Below are 20,101 nucleotides of genomic sequence, written 5' to 3'. Positions count from 1 at the left end.
TCCTCGGCGTCGAGCCATTGCTGGCAGCCATGCGGGCGTGAGGCGCGGGCAGCGAACTCAATAGCGACACCGACGGCCGCCTTCGTCGCATGGAGGTGATGCGGAGCCGCGTTTTTACACAGCCTGGGTCGAGACCGGAACGGCGATGGCAAAGGCCGCGAGGAAGCGGGCGCGATATTCGGCCGGATACCAATAGGTGAGATAGAGGATGATGCCGGGGAAGAACCCGGCTTCGGCCACGCCGAGCAGGAAGCGCAGCACGTAGAAGCTCGTGACGCCGCTCGTGAGCGCCATCAGCGCCGAGATGATGCCCCAGGTCACCATGATGCGAGCGATCCAGCGGCTGGCGCCGAACTTTTCCAGCGCCAGATTGCTCGGCACCTCGAAGATGAAATAGCCAATGAAGAAGATGCCGGCGCCCCAGGAGAAGATCAGCGGCGTGAACTTCAATTCCGCATTCATGGTCAGCGCGGCGAAGCCGAGATTGACGCGGTCGAGATAGGAGAAGAAGTAGGCCAGCACCAGGAACGGAATCAGGCGCCAGGAGATGGCGCGGATGGTCGAGGTCTCGATTTCCGACTTGGCGGCGCCGGTCGAACCGGCATAGGTCGTGGTGTGGCTCATGGCTTCCCCCCGGGGTTGTTGCTTTTATTGGCTGAGAGCCGGTTTTGAGCATCATGGGCCAAGAGTCAATGGAGCGAGCAATGCAAGGGGCGCAGCCGGATCAACCTGTTGCGCCGTTACGGACATCGCTGATCCGCGCCGGGCTGGCGCTCGCGGTGATCGCCTGCGGACTCTCGCTGCGCTGGTACGGCTTTCCGCTCGGCCTGCCCGCCTTCATCGTGAAGTATGGTGGTTCGCTGCTGTGGGCCACGATGGTGTTTCTGCTGGTCGGAGTTTTGCTGCCGCGGCTGTCGCGGACGCGGATGGCGGCGATCGCGATGGTGATCGCGGTCGTGGTCGAGTTCTCCCGGCTGGTGCACGCGCCATGGCTCGATGCATTTCGACTCACCACCGCGGGCGCGCTGCTGTTGGGGCGCATTTTTTCGCTGTGGAATTTGGTCGCTTATGCGATCGGGATTGTGTTTGGCGTCTGGATCGACCGTCTCGCCGCGATGCGTAGAGTGATTAGCGCAGCGTAACCCACCACTGTTTGCCTCCACGGAAGCGAAAGAGGTGGATTACGCTGCGCTAATCCACCTTCCGATCGTTACTCCGCCAGTTGAAACCCCTCGAAGCGATCAAGCTCCTCTTCGATCTTTTGCTTCAGCTCCTTGCGCCCCGCGGTCTTCTTCCCCTCTCCGACCCAGGTCCATTTCTGCATCAGCAGCTTCTTCGCCTGTCGGTCGGTCTTCAGATCGAGCGCGGCGACGATCTCGTCGCCGACCAGCACGGGGAGCGCGAAATAGCCGAGCTTGCGTTTGGCCTTCGGCACATAGGCCTCGAACAAATGGTTGTAGCCGAAAATGAGATTGGTGCGCTTGCGCTGGATGATCAGCGGATCGAACGGCGAGAGGATATGGACGAGATCGGGCGACACGCGCTCGCCCGGCTCGAGCGCGGCCGGCAGTGCCCAGTGCTCCTGCTTGCCGGCACCGTCGATGGCGACAGGCACGAGCTCGCCACGGCGGACACGCGAGGCGATCAGGCCGGCCACCGCCGTCTTGCGCGGCGCGTCGAGATGGCAGACCGAATCGAGGCTCACCACGCCTTGCGATCGCAGCGCGCGGTCGAGCAGATAGGCCGTAATGTCCTTTGCCGGCGCCGGCTTCGGCAGCTTGTCCCAGCCGAAATGGCGCGTCATCAGCTCATAGGTCTTGAGCATGCCCTGGCGCTCGCTGATGGTCACGGCCCCCGTATAGAAGGCGAGCTGCAACGCCCGCTTCGAGGGCTTTCGGCTTTGCCAGAGATGCTCCTTCTCGGTGAGCACGTCGTCCTCGATGTCGCGGATCGTCAGCGGGCCGGCGCGAAGGAGCCGCATCACCTTGCGCATGTCGGCAGGCTTCACCGAGGCGAACCATTTGTGACCCTCGCGGCGGTGCTCGCGCATCGCCGGCAGGAAGAAGCGGAAGTCGCCGGCCGGCACGTAAGAGAGCGCATGCGTCCAATATTCAAAGACGCTTCTGTCCACGCTCTGGGCGTCGCGCAGATCGGCGCGGCGGTAGGACGGGATGCGGCTGAACAGGATGTGGTGATGGCAACGCTCGATCACGTTGATGGTGTCGATCTGCACATAGCCGAGATGGGCGACCGCGTCGGCGACGGCCTGCGCGCCGTCACCGAACGGCGCGCGCTCATCCAGCCGCTGGGCATGAAGCCAGATCTGCCGGGCCTGTGTCGTGGTGAGTGGAAGCGGTTTGGGCGCGCGGGACATTGCGGGAAGGAATGTAGCGGGATTCGCGCCAGGAGAAAGCAGACGGCAAAGCAGCGGCCAAAGAAAAACCGCGCTGCCATCTGCTGACAGCGCGGCCGGATGGTTGCGCGACCCGCGCCTACTTCATCGACATGGCCTTCTGCGCCTTCATGTAGTGCATGCAGGCGCTTTTCATCTTGCCGTTGCTCATGTCGGTGTTGGCCATGGCCATTTCCTTGTTCATGGCCGTCTTGGCCGGCGTATCCGCCGTGCCGCCCATCATGGCGGCGGACTTCATCATGTTGTCGCTGGTGCACGCCATCATCGCGGCCGATGCAGGGGAGACGGCGAACGAGACAAAAGCTGCGGCTGTGAGCAAGATCTTCATCGACAAGATCTTCATCGAAAAGTCTCCTCCGTAAAGCGAAACCGGGGTCATGCCGGCCTTCGCAATTACGTATTCTCTGGCGAAGACGTTTCGTGGAGAAGACAATTTTCTTGTTGCGGTGCGAAGGCAGAGGGCTCAGCGGCCCCCCTTGGGCGCCTTGGACCGGTCACCGAGGCTGCCCGTGGCGACGTCCGGCTCGCACGAGGCCCGGCCGCGCTCCTCCGCCTGGCAGCGATAGACGCTGCCAGTGAGACGATCGACCAGCCACATGTTCTCGTCGGTCGGCCCTTCAAGCCCGACATAGCGGGAGGTCAGCCCGGTGATCAGCGTCGACAGCAGAATCGCCACCGCGATCATTGCCGCGCCGATGTAGATGGGCATGGAGCTCAGGGACACAGTCCGATCCGGCGGGCCACTGCGATAGAGCTGGTAATCACTTGGCCTCGGCACTGGATGGAACTCGGCTCCTCTTATCTGCGGTTGCCGGATGAAGTGCTTTGCTAGGCGCGCATCTGGCCAAATTCTTGTTCGCAGGCAGGCCATGCGACGACGGCTTTGCGACGAAGGGTGAGCGCAGGTTTCCAACAGGGAAGGTGGCCCGGATTGAGCCGCCTCCTCGTCGCCCCTTGGCCTCTCAGCGGCGGCCGAACAATCCGCCCATCATGCCGCCGAGCAGACCTCCGGGGCCGCCCGTCGGGGCGGCGGCGCCACTACTATAATGGCGCCGGCCGCCACCACCGGAGGAACGGCGACGCGCCGGCTCATCGTCTGCCTGCTCGGAGGAGGCAGTGCGGGTCGAAACGATCTCCGATAGCAGAGCCTTGTGCTGGGGCTTGTTGAGGTAACCGGTGGCGGGATAGCCACGTGCCGCCTGCCACCGCTTGATCACGGAACGGGTCTCGTCGTCGAACTTCCCGGTCACCTTGACGTCGAAGCCGAGCCCGGTGAGGCGGCGCTGCGCGTCCCGGCGCTGCCCCTTGTCGAGACCGATCTGGTCTTCGGACATCTGGTTGGCTTCTTCGGTGAAAGTCGCGGGATCGATCCCGGCCGACAGGTTGCGGGTGGTGTTGGACGGTCCATCCTGCAACGCCGCGATACGGGCGAGCGCGATCGATTTGAACGTGCCGTTCGGATAGTTGGTGAGATAGGCGTTGAGCTCTTCCACCTTGTTGGTGTCCTTGATCGAGCGCCAGAACTCGAGCTCGATGTCGGAGCCTTGCTTGGTCGCGGCCGACACCGGCGCGTTCGACGGATCGATCGTGGCCGCGGCCGACGCGCCAACGGGATTGAGATAGACGTTGCCGGTGAGGTTGGTGTGTCCCCAGGGCAATTGGCCCTTGCTGGTGTCGTCACTGACCTGGGCACGAACCTTGGTCATGGCCTGTTGGATCTCGACGCCCGGCTGGGCAATGTTGGCGACGAGGGCCCGGGTGAACGGGCTGTTGGTGCCGGCCTCGCCGTCGAGCGCGGTCTGGCCGGGACCGGTGGCAAAGGCAATCAGCGTGCCCTCGCCCGACTTCATCTCGGCGAGGCCAGTCTGTACATTGACGGAGCGGGTGGCCTTGGCCGATCGGATCTTTGCCGCGAAAGGGTTATCACGGCAGGCATCCAGGAATACGAGCTTCACCTTCGCATCCCCCATGGTCTGATCGAGCGTGATGTCGACATTGATCGCCGCGCCGAGCTTGACGTCGATCTCGGATTTCAGGTCTGCGTCGATCGGCAACAGGTAGTTGACACCATTCACGGCAATCCCGTGGCCGGCATAGAAAAACACGGCGACATCGGCGGCTTCGCTCTTCTTGCCAAACTCCAAGAGTTTTGCAGTCATGGCGTCGCGGGTGAGGTTGGAGCCCTCGACGACATCGAAGCCGACATTGCGCAGCACCCTGGCCATCGCCTTAGAATCGATCGCGGGGTTGGGGAGCTGCGGGACATTCTTGTAGGCGGCGTTGCCGACCACAAAGGCGACGCGCTTGTCGGCGAAAGCTGCGTTGCCGCTGACGAGAAATGCTGCGACTGAAATTACTGCGATCAAGAAGCGCATGATCATTCTCCCCTGATCCAAACTTCTTCGCTGCTCTCGGATCAGCCTCAGCCGATCCGATGAGAGCAATCTGATCCAGTTCACAACGACGCACTGTGATCTGGATCACCCGGGGATTTCTGCTGCTCGAACCGAGCTGAGAGACGCTGCGACGGCTACTTTTCGGGCGGCTGACGCAATCGGCAATAACCGCTGGTGACGAGCAATGGCAAGGAGACTGTACCCGCTACGGCCCGAAGTCCAGCGAGTCGCGGAAGACCAATTCGAAAAGACGTGAAGGATTTATACGCTGCTTTCGCGGATCGAATGAGACAGCGTTACTTCCCGACGCAGACGTTATGCTGCACCGGCGGTAGGCCACTGCCGCTAGCTGAATGCGATGGATGCCGACCGGTTCGGCTGCTAAAATACGGATGGAATTTCGGCCATTTCTGAACGTGACGAGGATCACATCAGGCCCTTTGAACCTTCCCTATGCTCGCAGCATCAAATCGCCATCAGGCGTAACAGCGAGGATACGACAATGACCCGTTTTGATAAGTTTTTTGGACTGAAGGCGATTGCTCTCTCCGCGGCACTGTCGATGACGGCGGGGCTGGCCCTGGCCGGCGACAACAACGTCTCCGCGGGCCAGATCCTGGATGCGCTGAAGCCCAAGCCGGCGACCCGCGGCCTCTCCGCCGGTCCGCAGGCCGATCCGGCGGTGCAGGCCAAGGAATCGACATTCCTGAACACCGTGCGCAACCGCTCCACCCGTTCGCTCTCGACGGGCGAACGCGAGCAGATCGCCGAGCTCGCGGCGACCAAGCCGAAGATCGATCTGGAAATCCAGTTCGACTACAACTCGGCTGACATCGCCAAGACATCGGTGCCGTCGGTGCAGGCGCTCGGAAAGGCGCTGTCCGACCCGTCGCTCAAGGGCTCGACCTTCGTGGTCGCCGGCCATACCGATGCGGTTGGCGGCGAAGACTACAACCAGGGCCTCTCTGAACGTCGCGCCGACACCATCAAGAAGTACCTGGTGCAGAACTATGGCCTTACCGGCACCGATCTCGTCACCGTCGGCTACGGCAAGACCAAGCTGAAGGATACCGCCAACGGCGCCGACCCGATCAACCGCCGCGTCCAGGTCGTGAACATGGACAACAAGACGGCATCGAAATGATCTAACGACGACCTCACCGCCTGCCGCTCGTGCGGCAGGCCGACCGCTGAACGCAGTTCAGACCGACACCGGCATGGAGAGAGCCTCCCGCAACAGGCGCGCAAGCTCCGCCTTGCGATAGGGTTTTTCCAGGATCAGGGCGCCCTGCCGGACGTGGCCGTTCGCCGCCAGCGTTTCCAGGGCGTAGCCGGACGTCAGCAGCACGCGCAGATCTGGCTTTGCCTTGCGCGCAAGGCCCGCCAGTTCCCAGCCGTTGACGCCTCCCGGCATCACAATGTCGGTGAACAGGAGATCGACGTGCGGCGTGACCGCGAGCTTCTGTAAGGTCTCCTTGCCATCAACTGCCGAAATGACCTGGTAGCCCAGGCTCTGCAGACTCATGACGGCATAGGAGCGGACGAACGGATCATCCTCGACGATCAGCACCGTTTCAGAACCGCTCTGCGCCACCTCCCGTTCAACCGCCAGCGGCGCGCCCTGCGCCTTCACCATCGCGGCCGGGAGGTAGATCCTGACCGTCGTTCCGAGGCCCGGCTCGCTGTAGATCGTGACATGGCCGTTGGACTGATTGGCAAAGCCGTAGACCATGCTGAGCCCCAGCCCGCTGCCCTTGCCCACCTCCTTGGTGGTAAAAAAGGGCTCGAACGCACGTTCCAGCACGCGCCTCGGCATGCCCGACCCGTTGTCGGTCACGGCAATCACGACGTACTCGCCGGGGGCGACGTCGGGATGCGCATTGTGGTCGCCGGCATCAAGCGACGAGTTCGCTGTCGGGCTGGTCAAGCGACCGCCGGACGCCATTGCATCCTGCGCGTTGAGCGCGAGGTTGAGGATCGCCGATTCGAGCTGCACCGGATCGGCGAAGGCGTGCCGGACCCGGATCGAAATGGGTGGTGATCACGATGTCCTCGCGAAGGGTCCTCCGCAGCAGCTTGTGCATGGAATCGACGAGCTTGCTGCATTCGGCCTCTACTGGCCGCAGCAGCTGCTTGCGGCTGAAGGCGAGCAGACGCTGCGTCAGCTCCGCGCCGCGTTCCCCGGCGCTGCAGGCAATGCCGCTTTCCCTGCTCACCCGGCGTGTCTCCGGTTCCGACGATGCCGGCCACTCCACACGCTTCGATTGATTCCAGCAAAGCCAATTCTACCAAGGATATGCACGCCAGCGGGCACTAGATCCAGCTCTGGAACAGCATCAGCCGGTTGAAGGTCTGCATCGACGTGCCGACGAAGGCGGCCGAGACCGGCAGCATGGCCGCAAAACCGATCGCGGCGACGCCGACATAGGCCCACAGCAGCCAGCGGGGCAGGCCATCCCGGCGCAACACGTAGACCAGCGCCAGTGACGCCACGGTTGCGGCCGGCAGATAGTAATAGATGAAACCGAGCGTGCGCGGCAGCAACGCCCAGGCGAGCCAGGACCCGAAATAGAACGCCGCGATCAGGAACGCATCGCAGCGGCGCGCAACGACGAAATCGCGCAGCACGACGGCGAGCGCGGGTAGCGCGGGCCACAGCACCAGCGGATTGCCGAGGAAGACGATCGCCGAGACATTATTCTCCGTCGTCTTGTCGAACAGGAACCACACCGGTCGCGCGAGCAACGGCCAGGATGGCCACGCGCTCATATAGGTGTGGCCGGCGATCGCGGTCGTGGTGTTATCGGCGAAGATCCGGCGCTGCGCCTCGATTAGGTCCGATAGCGACAATCCATAGAGCGGAACGAACGCGGCGAGATACGTCAGTGCCGGCAGCACGGCAAAGCACAGCGCGGCATGCTGCACCCGGAAATCGGGCCAGAGATCGGGCCGGTACCAATCGCCCGGCTTCGCGTCGGCAAACAGCGTGCGCCAGCCCTGCATCAGGCGGATCACCGCAACGATGACGATACAGATTCCGAGCGGAAACAGGCCACTCCATTTGCAGGCCGCAGCACAGCCGAACAGGCTGCCGGCGAGCACAAACAACGCATGCGGGCGATCCTTTCGAAAACCATGCATGAAGGCGGCAATCGCGAGCAGGCCGAAGCCGAGCGCAAAAATGTCGAGCATCGCGACGCGCGCCTGCACGTACAGCATCTGGTTGCAGCCGGCGATCAGCGTGGCGGCGATCGCAGGCCCTTGCGCGGAGAACAGCGCGAGGCCACACAGATAGATCGCGACGATCGCGAGCGCGCCGAACAATGTCGCGGGATAGCGCCAGCCCAGGGCGTTGTCGCCAAAGGCCGCGATCGATGCCGCGATCAGCTCCTTGGCCAGCGGCGGGTGCATCGGGTTGAGCATCGGTTGCGACATCGCTGGTGCCAGCATCTGCCGCGCCGCCGGCACATAATGCACTTCGTCGAAGACGAACTTCTCCGGCGTCGTCAAGCCGATCAGCAGCGCGAGATGCGCGACCAGGAAAATCGCGACAGCGATTACTGCGCTCCGCGACACCTTCGGACCCGCGGGCAAGTCGAGCGGCATTTGTGGAGATATTTTGCGTGGCAAATTTGCGTCACCGCGGACAATAATAGAGATCGCGGTTTTCATTGAACGCATTCTGCCGCAACTGTCACTAAGCATAACGCAGGTCCCGCGCCGCTTGTGATAATTCCGCCACATCGCAAGCGTGCGCGATCCGGACGATCAGGGACACATCGATCGGTTGCGAAATGAATTTGCGTTTCTGGCTTTTCTCCACGCTGTTGTCGGCCACCTTATGCGCGGCGCCTTGCGCGCAGGCGCAGACGCGCGTCGGTGAAGCTGTCGTGATTCAGAACGACGTGGTGCGCGTGGCCGCGACCTCGACGCCGATCAGCGTCGGCGACAGCATGCTGCGCGACGAGACCGTGCGCACCGGCGCCGACAGCGCGGCACGCTTCGTGATGGCCGACAGCACCAATCTGTCGCTCGGCCCGAGCGCCACGCTCAAGCTCGACCGCACCGTCTTCAACGACGAGCACAGTTATCGCGACGTCGCGATCCGCATGACGACCGGCGCATTCCGTTTCGTCACCGGACATTCCGAGAAGACCGCCTACAAGATCACGACGCCGCTCGCGACCATCGGCGTGCGCGGCACCACGCTCGATATCCTGTCCCAGCGCGGCCGCTCGGTCGTCGTACTGCAGGACGGCGCCGCCAGCGTCTGCACGCTGAGCTTCCAGTGCGTGCAGCTCACCCAGCCCGGCGACACCGCAATCATCACCTCGACCGGCGGCAAGGTCGGCATCACCAAGGCCAATACGCCGCCCTGGACCTTTGCCGCGACCTGCGCCGCGAACGCGGGGCTGTGCGCGGTCAACCAATATGCGGACGCGTCGCCGACCATCACGCCCACCGTCAATGACGACGGTATGCTGTGCGGGCGCTGATGATGGAGATATTCAACGTCAGGCGCTTCGTCCTCGTGAGCGTGCTGACCATCGTGGCTGCGTTTGCGTTTGTCGCGTTCGATGCCCGTCCGGCGGCAGCCCAGGCGGCGACGTGCGAATCCGGGTGCGGAGAGCCGACGCCCTCCCCGTCGCCGACCTATTCACCCTCGCCGACGCCAACCCCCTCGCCCTCGCCCAGCCCCTACCCGTCATCGTCGCCGAGCCCTTATCCGTCCTCCTCGCCGAGCCCGACGCCGACGCCGACCGGCGCGGATTCCAGCGGCAACTCGATCGGTGGCCTCGCCAACCAGCGCTTCAACCAGATGATCACCAACCGGGTGCTCGGCACGGTGCTGCTCGGCGTCAACGAGCAGGTCAATTGCAGCGACTGCATCAGCGCGTTCGGCTCCGCCGGCTCGTTCTCGGCCGGCATCCACGGCCGCAAGGAGCTGACCAACAATCTGTCGCTGCTCGCCGGCATTGCCTACACGCAGTACAGCGAGGGCGGCTACAACATCACCAGCGCACCGATCGGCGCATTCGCGCTGCGCTATGACTTCACCGACTGGGGCTCATCGCGCCCGTTCTTCGACATCGGCACGATCCTGACGCCGTGGGAGAGGGCACGCTACACCCGCAGCTACAATACCAGCCTCGGCCCGGTGAGCGTCACGAGTTCGACCAATGCCGCGAACTACGCCGTCTACGGTCGCGCCGGCTGGATGAGCCGCGTGTCGCCCCGCGACGAGGTCGCCGCCTCGATCGAGGTCTGGCAGCTTTGGCAGCGCGTCTCGGGCTATACCGACAGCGCGGTGGCATTCAACCCGTTCGATGCCAGCATCGCGACCGGCACCGACCGCACCAGCCTGGTCAAGATCGGCGGCCAGTGGACGCATCTCTACGGCAGCAATATCGAGGCCAACATCAACGGCGGCTGGGTGCAGTCATTCGCTGGCCATAGCGGCATCGTCGCCACCGTGACCGGCGATGGCATGGTGGTACCGACCATGGGCAATCAGGGCTGGTTCGAATATGGCGGCCGGCTCGGCTTCCGCGTGCAGAAGGGCTGGATCGTGGACCTCTTTGCCAACGGCACGCTCGGCCCGCAGCCGGTCGGCAATACCATCCATGGCGGCGTGGGGCTGCGGATCAATTATTAGCGCGAGATCTCGCCTCGAATTCCGCCGTCATGCCCCGGCTTGACATTGGCATCCAGTACGCCGCGGCGTCTCGGCTCGATTGCGAGCGTCTCTGGATACTGGATCGCCCGGTTCAAGCCGGGCGATGACAGCGAGTGTGTGGCAAGGCCCTAGGCATCACGCCGCCGACTTGCCCTCGAACGCCCGGCGCAAGATTTCCGCATCCAGCTTGACCATCTTCATCATGGCCTGCATCGCGCGTGCGGCAGCCGCCTTGTCGGGGCTCGAGAGGAATTCGAACATCACCTTCGGCACGACTTGCCATGACACGCCGTAACGGTCGTGCAGCCAGCCGCACTGCTCTTCCTTGCCGCCATGGGCCAGGAAGGCATTCCAGACGCTGTCGACCTGGGCCTGATCGTCGCAATGGATCATGAGCGAGAGCGCATGGGTGTATTCCATCTTCATGCCGCCGTTGAGCGCGACGAGAGGCTGTCCGGCCACCGTAAATTCGACGACGAGCACGGAGCCTTCCTTGCCGGATGGATTATCTGAAACGTTGCGTTGAACGTGCGTGATCGCCGAATTCGGAACGAGCGAGACGTAGAAGCTCGCGGCTTCCTCGGCGTCGCCATTGAACCACATGCAGGGCACGAGCTTGGACATCGTGAATACTCCTCTTCAGATTCTTGGTGTCGTGGGCTTAGATCAGGCGTTCGCCACGTCGGACTGCGCCGCGAAGGCTGCCATGTCCATCCAGTTCACACCCCACATGTGGCCATCCGGATCTTCGAAGCTGCGGCCGTACATGAAACTGTATTCGTCCTTCGGGCCGGGATCGGCCGCCCCGCCCGCTGCCGCGGCCCTATCGACGATATCATCGACCTCGTTGCGGCTGTCCGCGGACAGGCAGAACAGCGCCTGGTTCGATATCCTGGCATCCGAGATCGGCTTCGGTGTGAACTGGCGGAATTTGTCGTGGGTCAGCAGCATGGCGAAGATGGTCTCGGAAAAGACCATGCAGCTCGCCGTATCGTCGCTGAATTGCGGATTCCTGACCGCGCCGACCGCCTCGTAAAAGGCGGTGGCGCGCTTGAGGTCGGTTACCGGAAGATTAACGAAAATCATCTTGGGCATCGAAAGCTCCTTGGGCGGGGTTCTGCCCAAGGACGGATGGCTGGGCAGCCACCCGACATCGCTTCCGGATATTTTTCACCCCCTAACCTGCGGGGTTCTGTCGCATCGCCCCCCGCGCGGTCTTGGGCAGCCTTACTTCTTCTCGTTCGGATCGCGGTGAATGGGATCGACCCACAGCACGGTCTCGGGCTTCTCGACCGGTTCGATGTCGAGGTTGATCGCGACCGCCTCGCCGTCGCTGCGCACCAGCACGCATTCCAGCACCTCGTCCGGGCTGGCGTTGATCTCCTGATGCGGCACGTAGGGCGGCACGAAAATGAAGTCGCCGGGGCCGGCCTCCGCAGTGAATTGGAGGCTCTCGCCCCAGCGCATCCGCGCCTTGCCCTTCACCACGTAGATGACGCTTTCGAGATGGCCGTGGTGATGCGCGCCGGTCTTGGCGTCGGGCTTGATGCTGACAGTGCCCGCCCACAATTTCTGCGCGCCGACGCGCGCGAAATTGATCGCGGCCGCGCGGTCCATGCCCGCCGTCGACGGCACGTTGGTATCGAGCTGGTTGCCGGGAATGACGCGCACGCCGTCATGTTTCCAGCGATCGGCGTGATCGTGGTCATGGTGGGAATGCGAATGGTCATGGCCGGTCATGGGACTTGCTTTCTGTTGGTTCCGTGCGCGGCAAACTACCCCAAAGCCGCGTGCGCGAGCCATACCAAAATCGGAACCCTCATAGCCATCGGACGTTGTCTCAGCAAGCAAACCGCCAGGAGAGTTTCATGGGTAGCACGGCCGACAAAATCAAGGGCACCGCCAATGAGGCAATGGGCAAGGCCAAGCAGGGCATCGGCGAAGCCACCGGGTCCGACCGCATGAAGGGCGAAGGCGCAGTCCAGGAAGTGAAGGGCAAGGGCCAGCAGGCCATGGGCGATGCCAAGGAGGCCGCAAAGGACGCGGTCGATCGCGCCGCGGCTGCGGCCAAGCGCGGGACGGAATAACACGTCCAGGCATCGAGACAAACACGACTGAAAGCGAAAAGACCGGCCGAGAGGCCGGTCTTTTTGTTTGCGGGCTTACTTCACCCCGAGCAATTCCACGTCGAACATCAGCGTCGCGTTCGGCGGGATCACGCCGCCCGCACCGCGGGCGCCATAGCCGAGCTGCGGCGGAATGATCAGCGTGCGCTTGCCGCCGACCTTCATGGAGGCAACACCCTCGTCCCAGCCGGCGATGACGCGACCCTTGCCGATCGGGAATTCGAACGGCTCGTTGCGGTCGACCGACGAGTCGAATTTCTTGCCCTTCTGGCCGTTCTCGTAGAGCCATCCGGTGTAGTGCATCACGCAGATCTGGCCGGGCTTGGGCGAAGCGCCAGTGCCGGCGACGCTGTCGGTGATCTGCAAACCTGAAGCTGTGGTCATGGTCTTTCCTGCGGTCTGGGCCGAGGCCGTGGTGGAAACGAAATCGGACACGCCGGCGATCACGGTGATCGCGAGGGCCGACATGATGGCGAGGAGCACGCGCTGTAAACGCTGCATAAGACACCTTACGTTTGAGGCGGAAGGGGTCTAGCGCAACGTCGACGCCGTTTCCACCCCTCAGGCCTCGATATTTTCCAGCCGCACGGGCAGCTTGCGGATGCGCTGGCCCGTGGCGTGATAGATCGCATTGCAGATCGCCGCATTGGTGCCGACATTGGCAAGCTCGCCGAGGCCCTTCACGCCTGCCGGGTTGATGTGATCGTCCTGCTCGGAGAGCAGGATCACTTCGACACCGGGCACGTCGGCATTCACTGGCACGAGATAGTCGGCAAGATTGTCGTTGACGTAGCGCGCGTTGCGCTCGTCGATCTCGGTGGCCTCCAGCAGCGCCGAGGACATGCCCCAGATCAGGCCGCCCATGAGCTGGCTGCGCGCCGTGCGCGGATTCACGATGCGGCCCGCCGCAAAGGCGCCGACCAGCCGCGGCGCGCGGATTTCATGCGTGAAGCGGTTGACGCGGACCTCGACGAACTCGGCACCGAAAGCATAGGCGATCTTGTCCTGCATGGCGTGACCGCCGACGAGCCGCGCGTGCCCGCTGTGCATGGCCTTGAACGAATCCAGCGGCGCGCCTTCCGGCTTCCACTCGCCATATTCCTCGACGACGCCGACACCGAGCGCGTCGAAGGCCTTCTCGAGATCGAGCGGACGATCGCTCTTCGCCGCCTGCGTGCTCGGCGTCTGACTGATGCCGACAGTCTCCTTGGCCTTGTCGGCGAGGCTGTCGCTCGGCATCACGGCCTTGAACAGCCTTTGTCGAATCTGATCGCATACCATCATCACCGCCGAGCAGGTGCTGGCGGTCGAATTCGAGCCGCCGGCAACCGGCGCGGGCGGCAGGTCGCTGTCACCCATGAAGACCGCGACTTTCTCCAGAGGCACGCCGAGCCGCTCCGCCGCGGTCTGGGCGATGACGGTATACGCACCGGTGCCGATCTCGTGACCGGCGATCTCGACCCGGGTACGCCCGTCGCGCTGGAGGCGGACGCGCACGGCAGACGGCGCCATCTGCGTCGGATAACAGGTGGCGGCGCAGCCATAGCCGACCAACCAGTCGCCGTCCGACATCGATTTCGGCTGCGGTGAACGCTGCGACCAGCCGAACGCCTTGGCGGCCTCATCGAAGCACGCCATCAATGACCGCGACGTATAGGGCTTGCCGCCGATCGGCTCTTTGGTGGTGTCGTTGATGCGGCGGAGCTCGACCGGGTCCATGTTCAGCTTCACCGCGAGCTCGTCCATCGCGCTCTCCAGCGCGAAGAGATACGGCACCTCCGGCGGTGAGCGCATGAAGCCCGGCGTGTTGCGGTCGGCGCGCACGATCGACACCAGACTGGCGACGTTTGGGCAGGCATAGAGCCGCGTCGTCGTCTTGGTCCCGCCGACGCAATAGGCATCCGGACGCGACGAAACCTCCGCGCCGTCATGCCTCAAAGCCATCAGCTTGCCGTCCCGACCAGCACCAAGCCTGATCTCATGGCGCGTTTCGGCCCGGTAGGTCGCGATGGTGAAACCCTGATCGCGGGTCGGCACCAGCTTGATCGGCCGGTTCAGGTGTTTGGCGATGCCGGCGATGATGGCGGTGCGGGGCGTCATCGAGCCGCGCGAACCAAAGCCGCCGCCGACATAGGGATTGACGACACGGACCTTGTCGGCGTCGATACCGAGCTGCTCGGCGACGCCGTTCTTCAGGCCATAGACATACTGGCTGCCCTCGTAGATGACGAGGTTGTCGCCCATCCACGCGCAGCTCGTCGTAAACAGCTCCATGGGGTTGTGGTGCTGGGTCGGCGTGTCATAGGAGGCGGTGAGCTTGACCTCGGCCTCGTCGAACGCCTTGGCGAAATCGCCGACCGCCGGGTCTTCCTTGAACTGCGCGTTCTGCCCTTTCGCCGCGGCTGTGGTCGTTCCCGGCGATTCGAAGCTCGCGCTCGGCGCCATGGGCGTGTAGCTGACCTTGACGCGATTGGCGGCCTCGCGCGCCGCCTCGTAGCTCTCGGCGATGACCACAGCGATGATCTGGCCGTCATGGGCGATGTCGGCCGATTTCAGCGGCTGGATCGTGGTGCCGGCATAGCCGCCATTGCTGAACAGCTTCGACTCCTTCAGCTTCGGAGCGTTCTCGTGCGTGACGATGTCGATCACGCCGCGGACACCTCTGGCATCGTCGAGGTCGAAACCGTCGATGCGGCCCTTGGCGATGGCACTGGTGACCAGGAATGCATAGGCCGGATTGTCGAGCGGCATGTCGGACGCATATGTCGCGCGGCCCGTGACCTTTGCGGCGGCGTCATAGCGCGGCACGGGCTGGCCCATGTTTGCTTTCGGCTCGGGAGCTGCAGCGGTCATGATCAAATCTCCATCGTTGCGGCCTGCTGGAGCGCGCGCGCCACCACGCGCTTGCCGAGCGCGATCTTGAAGCCGTTGTGCTGGCGGCCTTTGGCGTCGGCGAAGGCGGCATCGGCCACACGCTGCGCCAGACCGTCATCGAATTTCTGTCCCTTCAGCAGCGCCTCCGCCTCGCGCGCCCGCCACGGCACGGTGGCGACACCGCCGAGCGCGACACGCGCGTCCCTGATCGTGCCATCCTGCACGTCGAGCGCGACCGCAGCCGACGACAGCGCGAACTCGTAGGACTGACGGTCGCGTGCCTTGAGATACACCGAGCGCGGCCAGCGGCCGGGGATGGAGAAGGCGGAGATCAGCTCACCCGGCCGAAGCGTGGTCTCGATGTCGGGCGTCCTGCCGGGTGCCTTGTGCAAGCCTGCGAACGGCATGTTGCGCGCGCCGGTCCTGCCGGTGATCTCGACCACTGCATCCAGCGCGATCAGCGCCTGGGCAAAATCGCCGGGATAGGCTGCGATGCACTGATCGGACGTGCCGAGCACCGCATGCATGCGATTGACGCCATCCATTGCGGCACAGCCCGAGCCAGGATTGCGCTTGTTGCAATTCTCATAGGAGACATCGCGGAAATAGCTGCAACGCGTTCGCTGCATCACGTTGCCGCCGAGCGTCGCCATGTTGCGCAGCTGGGCGCTGGCGGCGAGCTTCAGGGAATTCGCGATCACCGGATAGTTGCGCTGGATCTCGGCATGCACGGCCACGTCGGACATCTTCGCGAGAGCGCCGAGCCGCAAGCCGTCACTGCCCGGCTCGATCGCCGACCAGCCGCGCGCAAGCGGATTGATATCGACGATCGCGGTGGGCCGCATCACGTCCAGCTTCATCAGGTCGATCAGCGTGGTGCCGCCGGCGAGCGGCTGCGCCGTAGCCTGCGTCAGCGGATTGTTTGCAGCCGCGGCAGCGCTGAGCGCCTGCACGGCCATGTCAGGGTCTGTTGCCTTTTGATACGAAAACGGTCGCATGCGCCTAACCTTTCATGATCTCGGGCGCGGCCTGCTTCACGGCGGCGACGATGTTGGGATAGGCGGCGCAGCGGCAGATGTTGCCGCTCATATATTCGCGGATGTCGGCCTCGCTGCCCGCATGCCCCTCCTTGACGCAGGCCACGGCGGACATGATCTGGCCCGGCGTACAATAGCCGCATTGAAACGCGTCGTTATCGACAAAGGCCTGCTGCATCGGATGCAGGTGATCGTCGGTGGCAAGGCCCTCGATCGTCGTGATCTCCAGCCCTTCGGCCGCGAGCGCGAGCGTCAGGCACGACACCACGCGCCGATCGTCGATCAGTACCGTGCAGGCACCGCACTGGCCGTGGTCGCAGCCCTTTTTGCTGCCGGTGAGCTTGAGATGCTCACGCAGCGCGTCAAGCACCGTCGTGCGGGCGTCGATGTGCAGGCGCTTGTCCTTGCCGTTGACGCGTAGCGTGACATCGACGGGAAGCGCCGGATCCTGTGCACCGGGCGCTCTTGCATCCTGCGCGGCCGCACGCGCTGTCATTGGAACAAGCGCCGTGCCTGCGGCGCCCGCCATGAAGGCGCGCCGATCGAATCCGGATGATCGGGAACTTGAATTGTCGGACATGGGACGGCCTCCGCCACTTCAAAACAAAGCAGCGCACGCCTGCACCGCTCACCGCCGTCAACTTGGGGCAATGAGCTCCGTTCCGACCGGAAAGGGGCGACGCAGCAATTGCCGCGTCGCCGCTTCGTCAACTTTTCCTGATCCTGTGAGCGGAACTTCGTCCCGCGCCAAGATCAATGGCTAAGATCAATAGCCCAGCGCGCAACCGTCCTTGCGCGGATCGGAACCGCCGGTGAGCGTGCCCTTGTCCCAGTCGATCCAGATCGCCTGGGCGCCGCCGAGCGGACCGACCACGCTGGTGGTCTTGTGGCCGAGCTTCTTCAGGCCTTCGACGATATCGGCCGGCACGCTGTCCTCGAGCTGGTATTTGCCCTCGTAGTGCAGGCCGCGCGGCATGTCGATCGCCTCCTGCACGTCGCAGCCATAATCGAGGATGTTGGTCACCAGATGGGTCTGGCCGACCGGCTGATACTGTCCGCCCATCACGGCGAACGGCATCACGGACCGGCCGCCCTTGGTGAGCAGGCTCGGCATGATCGTGTGCAGCGGGCGCTTGCCGCCGGCGATGCAATTCGGGTGGCCGGGCTGGATGCGAAAGCCGCCGGCACGGTTCTGGAGCAGGACGCCGGTCTTGTTGGAGACGATGGCCGAGCCGAACGAATGCGCGATCGAGTTGATGAAGGAGCAGACGTTGCGGTCCTTGTCCACGACCGTGATGTAGATGGTCGAGGGATTCATCGGCGGCGCGACGTTCGGCAGGTCGAGCATGCCGTCCATGCGGATCTTGTCGATGTGCTCGTTGCAGAATTCCTTGGCGAGAATCTTCGAGACCTCGACCTGCATATGATCAGGGTCGGCGACATGCAGCTCGCGATGCATGTAGGCGATGCGCGCGGCTTCGGCCTCGAGGTGGAAACGCTCGATGCTAAGCGGCGCGTATTTCGTCAGGTCGAACCGCGACAGGATGTTCAACATCAGCAGCATGGTGAGGCCGGGTCCGTTCGGCGGGCACTGCCAGACGTCGTAGCCCTTGTACATCGCGCCGATCGGCGTCGTCGTCTCGGTGGTATGCGCGGCGAAATCGTCGAGCGTCTGCAGGCCGCCGATTCCGCGCAGGGTCTCCACCATGTCTTCCGCGATCGGGCCCTTGTAGAAGGCGTCGCGGCCGTCCTTGGCGATCGCCCGCAGCGTCTTGCCGAGCTCGGCCTGGCGGATGACGTCGCCGGCCACCGGCGGCTTGCCGTGCGGCAGCAGGTAACGCTCGGTGTTGGTGCCGCCCTTCAGCTTCTCGAACTGGTTCTTCCAGTCGAAGGCGATGCGGGGGGCAACGACATAGCCCTCTTCGGCCGCCTTGATTGCGGGCTGGAGCAGCCGGTCGAAGCCGAACTTGCCGTGATCGCGCAAGACGGTTGCAAAGGCGTCGATCACGCCGGGGATCGAGACCGCATGCGCCGAGGTCAGCGGCACGGAGTTGATCTTGCGTTCGAGATACCAGTCGGCGTTGGCAGCTTTCGGCGCCCGCCCGGAGCCGTTATAGGCGATGATCCTGCCCTCGCCGCGCGGCTGGATCAGCGCAAAGCAGTCGCCGCCGATGCCGGTCGATTGCGGCTCGATCACGCCGAGAATGGCTGAGCCGGCGACTGCCGCGTCCACCGCCGTGCCGCCCTCGCGCAGCACCTCGATCGCGGCGAGCGACGCCTGCGGATGCGAGGTCGCCACCATCGCGTTGGTGGCGTGGACCGTGGACCTGCCGGGGAAATGGAAGTTTCTCATCGAATTCTTGCTCTCGTTGGGCGTCTCGCGCGGATGGCGCGCCGGGGTCGGAAAAACCGGGCCTACATGACACATTCCGGTCCGCCGGGGCAATGCTGGCATACCAGGGAAATGGCAGCCATCCGCTGGGCGTATAGAGTTTTTGCTGCCCGAAACCATGCGGGTTTTCTGGGCGCCGGCCGCCTGCTAAACGAGCGCCATGCCGGACAAGAATTCGCTCACCCGAGTCGCCGCCTTCTACCAATTCGCGGCCCTGCCCGATTACCGCGAACTGCGCGAGCCGCTGCGCGCATTCTGCGCCGGCCTGGCGCTGAAGGGCAGCGTGCTGCTCGCGCAGGAGGGCATCAACGGCACGGTCGCGGGCGCGGGCGCGGCGATCGACGCTCTCACTCATGAGCTCGCGCACGGCGACATGTTCGGCGGCAGGTTGGACAATCTCGAATTAAAGTTCTCGACCGCCGAGGCGATGCCATTCGGCCGGCTCAAGGTGCGGCTGAAGAAGGAGATCGTCACGCTCGGCGACGAAGCCGCCGATCCGACCCGGCAGGTCGGCACCTATGTCGATGCGGCCGAATGGAACGCGCTGATCGCGGCCCCCGACACGCTGGTGCTCGACACCAGGAACGCCTTCGAGGTGGCGATGGGGACGTTCGACGGCGCGCTCGACCCCGGCATTAAGAGCTTTGGCCAGTTCAAGGATTTTGCCGCAATTGAACTCGACCCGGCAAAGCATCGCAGGATCGCGATGTTCTGCACAGGCGGCATCCGCTGCGAGAAGGCGAGCGCGCACCTGCTCGCCCGCGGCTTTGCCGAGGTCTATCACCTCAAGGGCGGCATTCTCAAATATCTGGAAGAGGTGCCGGAGGCGCAGAGCCGCTGGCGCGGCGAATGCTTCGTGTTCGACGAGCGCGTCGCGCTCGGCCATGGTTTGCAAGAACTTGGTTTACAAGAACTTGGCTTGCGCGAATTTGGATTGCGCGAACGGGACAAGGACACGGCACGTGACGAATGAGATCAAGATGCTCGGCGAGCGCATCGACACGTTGGAGACGCGCCTCGCCTATCAGGACGACGCGATCGAGACGCTGAACCAGACCATCACCGCGCAGTGGAAGCAGATCGACGCGCTGACGCGGAAGATCGCAGAGCTCGGCGAGCGGCTGCAGGAGGCCGAGGCGAATGCGCCGGGGGCGGCCAATGAGCGCCCGCCGCATTATTGAGCGGC

Annotated in this window: 22 protein-coding genes and 1 pseudogene; 7 read left to right on the top strand and 16 right to left on the bottom strand. The window is 63.9% G+C overall.

From position 1 onward, the window contains the following. Positions 1 to 126: 126 nt before the first annotated feature. Positions 127 to 624: pseudogene (locus QCM77_RS31430) on the bottom strand (MFS transporter); the annotation flags it as partial. An 80-nt stretch (positions 625 to 704) separates the two neighbouring features. Here QCM77_RS31430 and QCM77_RS31425 point away from each other — a divergent pair. Further along, positions 705 to 1,142: a ribosomal maturation YjgA family protein gene (locus QCM77_RS31425; RefSeq protein WP_279666508.1), complete on the top strand. Its 438-nt coding sequence runs from the start codon at positions 705 to 707 to the stop codon at positions 1,140 to 1,142. A 68-nt stretch (positions 1,143 to 1,210) separates the two neighbouring features. On the opposite strand, the gene QCM77_RS31420 is transcribed toward QCM77_RS31425, so the two are convergent. The 4 genes from QCM77_RS31420 to QCM77_RS31405 form a co-directional block, all read right to left on the bottom strand. Then, positions 1,211 to 2,374 carry a winged helix-turn-helix domain-containing protein gene (locus QCM77_RS31420; RefSeq protein ID WP_279666509.1) on the bottom strand — a complete coding sequence of 388 codons (1,164 nt, stop codon included), beginning with the start codon at positions 2,372 to 2,374 and terminating at the stop codon, positions 1,211 to 1,213. Between the two features lie 118 nt (positions 2,375 to 2,492). Then, on the bottom strand, positions 2,493 to 2,741 hold the full coding sequence (locus QCM77_RS31415) for a hypothetical protein (RefSeq protein ID WP_279666562.1): 249 nt from the start codon (positions 2,739 to 2,741) through the stop codon (positions 2,493 to 2,495). 135 nt (positions 2,742 to 2,876) lie between these two features. Next, the gene (locus QCM77_RS31410) at positions 2,877 to 3,122 is read right to left on the bottom strand and encodes a hypothetical protein (RefSeq protein ID WP_279666511.1); all 246 of its coding nucleotides are present in this window, start codon (positions 3,120 to 3,122) and stop codon (positions 2,877 to 2,879) included. A gap of 253 nt (positions 3,123 to 3,375) precedes the next feature. Beyond that, a complete protein-coding gene (locus QCM77_RS31405; protein WP_279666512.1) occupies positions 3,376 to 4,788 on the bottom strand; it encodes a caspase family protein in 1,413 nt (470 codons plus the stop codon). Positions 4,789 to 5,311: 523 nt separating this feature from the next. Between QCM77_RS31405 and QCM77_RS31400 the strand changes: the two genes are divergently transcribed. Continuing rightward, the gene (locus QCM77_RS31400) at positions 5,312 to 5,953 is read left to right on the top strand and encodes an OmpA family protein (RefSeq protein WP_279666513.1); all 642 of its coding nucleotides are present in this window, start codon (positions 5,312 to 5,314) and stop codon (positions 5,951 to 5,953) included. A gap of 57 nt (positions 5,954 to 6,010) precedes the next feature. On the opposite strand, the gene QCM77_RS31395 is transcribed toward QCM77_RS31400, so the two are convergent. From QCM77_RS31395 to QCM77_RS31385, 3 genes are all read right to left on the bottom strand, one after another. Further along, positions 6,011 to 6,754 (bottom strand): ATP-binding protein, encoded by a 744-nt coding sequence (locus QCM77_RS31395; protein WP_347882401.1) that lies wholly within the window; start codon positions 6,752 to 6,754, stop codon positions 6,011 to 6,013. After that, positions 6,705 to 7,025, bottom strand: a complete 321-nt coding sequence (locus QCM77_RS31390) for a hypothetical protein (RefSeq protein ID WP_347882402.1) — start codon at positions 7,023 to 7,025, stop codon at positions 6,705 to 6,707. The genes QCM77_RS31395 and QCM77_RS31390 overlap by 50 nt, the downstream gene beginning before the upstream one ends. Positions 7,026 to 7,122: 97 nt before the next feature. After that, positions 7,123 to 8,553 carry a phospholipid carrier-dependent glycosyltransferase gene (locus QCM77_RS31385; RefSeq protein WP_279666514.1) on the bottom strand — a complete coding sequence of 477 codons (1,431 nt, stop codon included), beginning with the start codon at positions 8,551 to 8,553 and terminating at the stop codon, positions 7,123 to 7,125. 50 nt (positions 8,554 to 8,603) lie between these two features. On the opposite strand from QCM77_RS31385, the gene QCM77_RS31380 reads away from it, so the two are divergent. After that, positions 8,604 to 9,305 (top strand): FecR family protein, encoded by a 702-nt coding sequence (locus QCM77_RS31380; protein ID WP_347882400.1) that lies wholly within the window; start codon positions 8,604 to 8,606, stop codon positions 9,303 to 9,305. 2 nt (positions 9,306 to 9,307) lie between these two features. Beyond that, complete coding sequence (locus tag QCM77_RS31375; protein ID WP_279666563.1) at positions 9,308 to 10,465, top strand: hypothetical protein; 1,158 nt, start codon at positions 9,308 to 9,310, stop codon at positions 10,463 to 10,465. A gap of 156 nt (positions 10,466 to 10,621) precedes the next feature. Here QCM77_RS31375 and QCM77_RS31370 read toward each other — a convergent pair whose 3' ends face one another. From QCM77_RS31370 to QCM77_RS31360, 3 genes are all read right to left on the bottom strand, one after another. Continuing rightward, positions 10,622 to 11,110 carry a VOC family protein gene (locus QCM77_RS31370; RefSeq protein ID WP_279666516.1) on the bottom strand — a complete coding sequence of 163 codons (489 nt, stop codon included), beginning with the start codon at positions 11,108 to 11,110 and terminating at the stop codon, positions 10,622 to 10,624. A 42-nt stretch (positions 11,111 to 11,152) separates the two neighbouring features. Beyond that, positions 11,153 to 11,581, bottom strand: a complete 429-nt coding sequence (locus QCM77_RS31365) for a VOC family protein (protein ID WP_279666517.1) — start codon at positions 11,579 to 11,581, stop codon at positions 11,153 to 11,155. Between the two features lie 132 nt (positions 11,582 to 11,713). Further along, on the bottom strand, positions 11,714 to 12,226 hold the full coding sequence (locus tag QCM77_RS31360; protein WP_279666518.1) for a cupin domain-containing protein: 513 nt from the start codon (positions 12,224 to 12,226) through the stop codon (positions 11,714 to 11,716). 128 nt (positions 12,227 to 12,354) lie between these two features. Between QCM77_RS31360 and QCM77_RS31355 the strand changes: the two genes are divergently transcribed. Next, positions 12,355 to 12,573, top strand: coding sequence for a CsbD family protein (locus QCM77_RS31355; protein ID WP_279666520.1), 219 nt, complete (start codon positions 12,355 to 12,357; stop codon positions 12,571 to 12,573). 75 nt (positions 12,574 to 12,648) lie between these two features. On the opposite strand, the gene QCM77_RS31350 is transcribed toward QCM77_RS31355, so the two are convergent. From QCM77_RS31350 to ggt, 5 genes are all read right to left on the bottom strand, one after another. Further along, positions 12,649 to 13,113, bottom strand: a complete 465-nt coding sequence (locus QCM77_RS31350; RefSeq protein WP_007606926.1) for an FKBP-type peptidyl-prolyl cis-trans isomerase — start codon at positions 13,111 to 13,113, stop codon at positions 12,649 to 12,651. A 60-nt stretch (positions 13,114 to 13,173) separates the two neighbouring features. Further along, positions 13,174 to 15,465 carry a xanthine dehydrogenase family protein molybdopterin-binding subunit gene (locus QCM77_RS31345; RefSeq protein ID WP_279666524.1) on the bottom strand — a complete coding sequence of 764 codons (2,292 nt, stop codon included), beginning with the start codon at positions 15,463 to 15,465 and terminating at the stop codon, positions 13,174 to 13,176. 2 nt (positions 15,466 to 15,467) lie between these two features. Continuing rightward, positions 15,468 to 16,484, bottom strand: a complete 1,017-nt coding sequence (locus tag QCM77_RS31340) for an FAD binding domain-containing protein (protein ID WP_279666526.1) — start codon at positions 16,482 to 16,484, stop codon at positions 15,468 to 15,470. Positions 16,485 to 16,488: 4 nt separating this feature from the next. Continuing rightward, complete coding sequence (locus QCM77_RS31335; RefSeq protein ID WP_462676002.1) at positions 16,489 to 17,052, bottom strand: (2Fe-2S)-binding protein; 564 nt, start codon at positions 17,050 to 17,052, stop codon at positions 16,489 to 16,491. A 237-nt stretch (positions 17,053 to 17,289) separates the two neighbouring features. Continuing rightward, the gene (gene ggt / locus QCM77_RS31330) at positions 17,290 to 18,876 is read right to left on the bottom strand and encodes a gamma-glutamyltransferase (protein WP_279686162.1); all 1,587 of its coding nucleotides are present in this window, start codon (positions 18,874 to 18,876) and stop codon (positions 17,290 to 17,292) included. 199 nt (positions 18,877 to 19,075) lie between these two features. Between ggt and trhO the strand changes: the two genes are divergently transcribed. Both trhO and QCM77_RS31320 read left to right on the top strand, forming a co-directional pair. Next, positions 19,076 to 19,888, top strand: coding sequence for an oxygen-dependent tRNA uridine(34) hydroxylase TrhO (gene trhO / locus QCM77_RS31325; protein WP_279666530.1), 813 nt, complete (start codon positions 19,076 to 19,078; stop codon positions 19,886 to 19,888). Beyond that, positions 19,878 to 20,096 (top strand): SlyX family protein, encoded by a 219-nt coding sequence (locus QCM77_RS31320; RefSeq protein WP_279666531.1) that lies wholly within the window; start codon positions 19,878 to 19,880, stop codon positions 20,094 to 20,096. The genes trhO and QCM77_RS31320 overlap by 11 nt, the downstream gene beginning before the upstream one ends. Positions 20,097 to 20,101 lie beyond the last annotated feature (5 nt).

The sequence above is a fragment of the Bradyrhizobium nivariense genome, from assembly GCF_029846695.2.
Classification (GTDB): Bacteria; Pseudomonadota; Alphaproteobacteria; order Rhizobiales; family Xanthobacteraceae; genus Bradyrhizobium.
The sequence above is the reverse complement of the archived record's forward strand: the minus strand, read 5'-3'. Positions and strand labels throughout refer to the sequence as shown.

Bases quoted from the DNA above. Each gene is read 5' to 3' on its own strand.
- QCM77_RS31345 (WP_279666524.1), bottom strand. From the start codon at position 15,465: ATGACCGCTGCAGCTCCCGAGCCGAAAGCAAACATGGGCCAGCCCGTG.
- QCM77_RS31335 (WP_462676002.1), bottom strand. From the start codon at position 17,052: ATGGCGGGCGCCGCAGGCACGGCGCTTGTTCCAATGACAGCGCGTGCG.
- QCM77_RS31405 (WP_279666512.1), bottom strand. From the start codon at position 4,788: ATGCGCTTCTTGATCGCAGTAATTTCAGTCGCAGCATTTCTCGTCAGC.
- QCM77_RS31340 (WP_279666526.1), bottom strand. From the start codon at position 16,484: ATGCGACCGTTTTCGTATCAAAAGGCAACAGACCCTGACATGGCCGTG.
- QCM77_RS31425 (WP_279666508.1), top strand. From the start codon at position 705: ATGCAAGGGGCGCAGCCGGATCAACCTGTTGCGCCGTTACGGACATCG.
- QCM77_RS31385 (WP_279666514.1), bottom strand. From the start codon at position 8,553: ATGTGGCGGAATTATCACAAGCGGCGCGGGACCTGCGTTATGCTTAGT.
- QCM77_RS31370 (WP_279666516.1), bottom strand. From the start codon at position 11,110: ATGTCCAAGCTCGTGCCCTGCATGTGGTTCAATGGCGACGCCGAGGAA.
- QCM77_RS31415 (WP_279666562.1), bottom strand. From the start codon at position 2,741: ATGAAGATCTTGCTCACAGCCGCAGCTTTTGTCTCGTTCGCCGTCTCC.
- QCM77_RS31375 (WP_279666563.1), top strand. From the start codon at position 9,308: ATGGAGATATTCAACGTCAGGCGCTTCGTCCTCGTGAGCGTGCTGACC.
- QCM77_RS31355 (WP_279666520.1), top strand. From the start codon at position 12,355: ATGGGTAGCACGGCCGACAAAATCAAGGGCACCGCCAATGAGGCAATG.
- QCM77_RS31420 (WP_279666509.1), bottom strand. From the start codon at position 2,374: ATGTCCCGCGCGCCCAAACCGCTTCCACTCACCACGACACAGGCCCGG.
- trhO (WP_279666530.1), top strand. From the start codon at position 19,076: ATGCCGGACAAGAATTCGCTCACCCGAGTCGCCGCCTTCTACCAATTC.
- QCM77_RS31380 (WP_347882400.1), top strand. From the start codon at position 8,604: ATGAATTTGCGTTTCTGGCTTTTCTCCACGCTGTTGTCGGCCACCTTA.
- QCM77_RS31395 (WP_347882401.1), bottom strand. From the start codon at position 6,754: ATGGCGTCCGGCGGTCGCTTGACCAGCCCGACAGCGAACTCGTCGCTT.
- QCM77_RS31360 (WP_279666518.1), bottom strand. From the start codon at position 12,226: ATGACCGGCCATGACCATTCGCATTCCCACCATGACCACGATCACGCC.
- QCM77_RS31400 (WP_279666513.1), top strand. From the start codon at position 5,312: ATGACCCGTTTTGATAAGTTTTTTGGACTGAAGGCGATTGCTCTCTCC.
- QCM77_RS31365 (WP_279666517.1), bottom strand. From the start codon at position 11,581: ATGCCCAAGATGATTTTCGTTAATCTTCCGGTAACCGACCTCAAGCGC.
- ggt (WP_279686162.1), bottom strand. From the start codon at position 18,876: ATGAGAAACTTCCATTTCCCCGGCAGGTCCACGGTCCACGCCACCAAC.
- QCM77_RS31410 (WP_279666511.1), bottom strand. From the start codon at position 3,122: ATGCCCATCTACATCGGCGCGGCAATGATCGCGGTGGCGATTCTGCTG.
- QCM77_RS31350 (WP_007606926.1), bottom strand. From the start codon at position 13,113: ATGCAGCGTTTACAGCGCGTGCTCCTCGCCATCATGTCGGCCCTCGCG.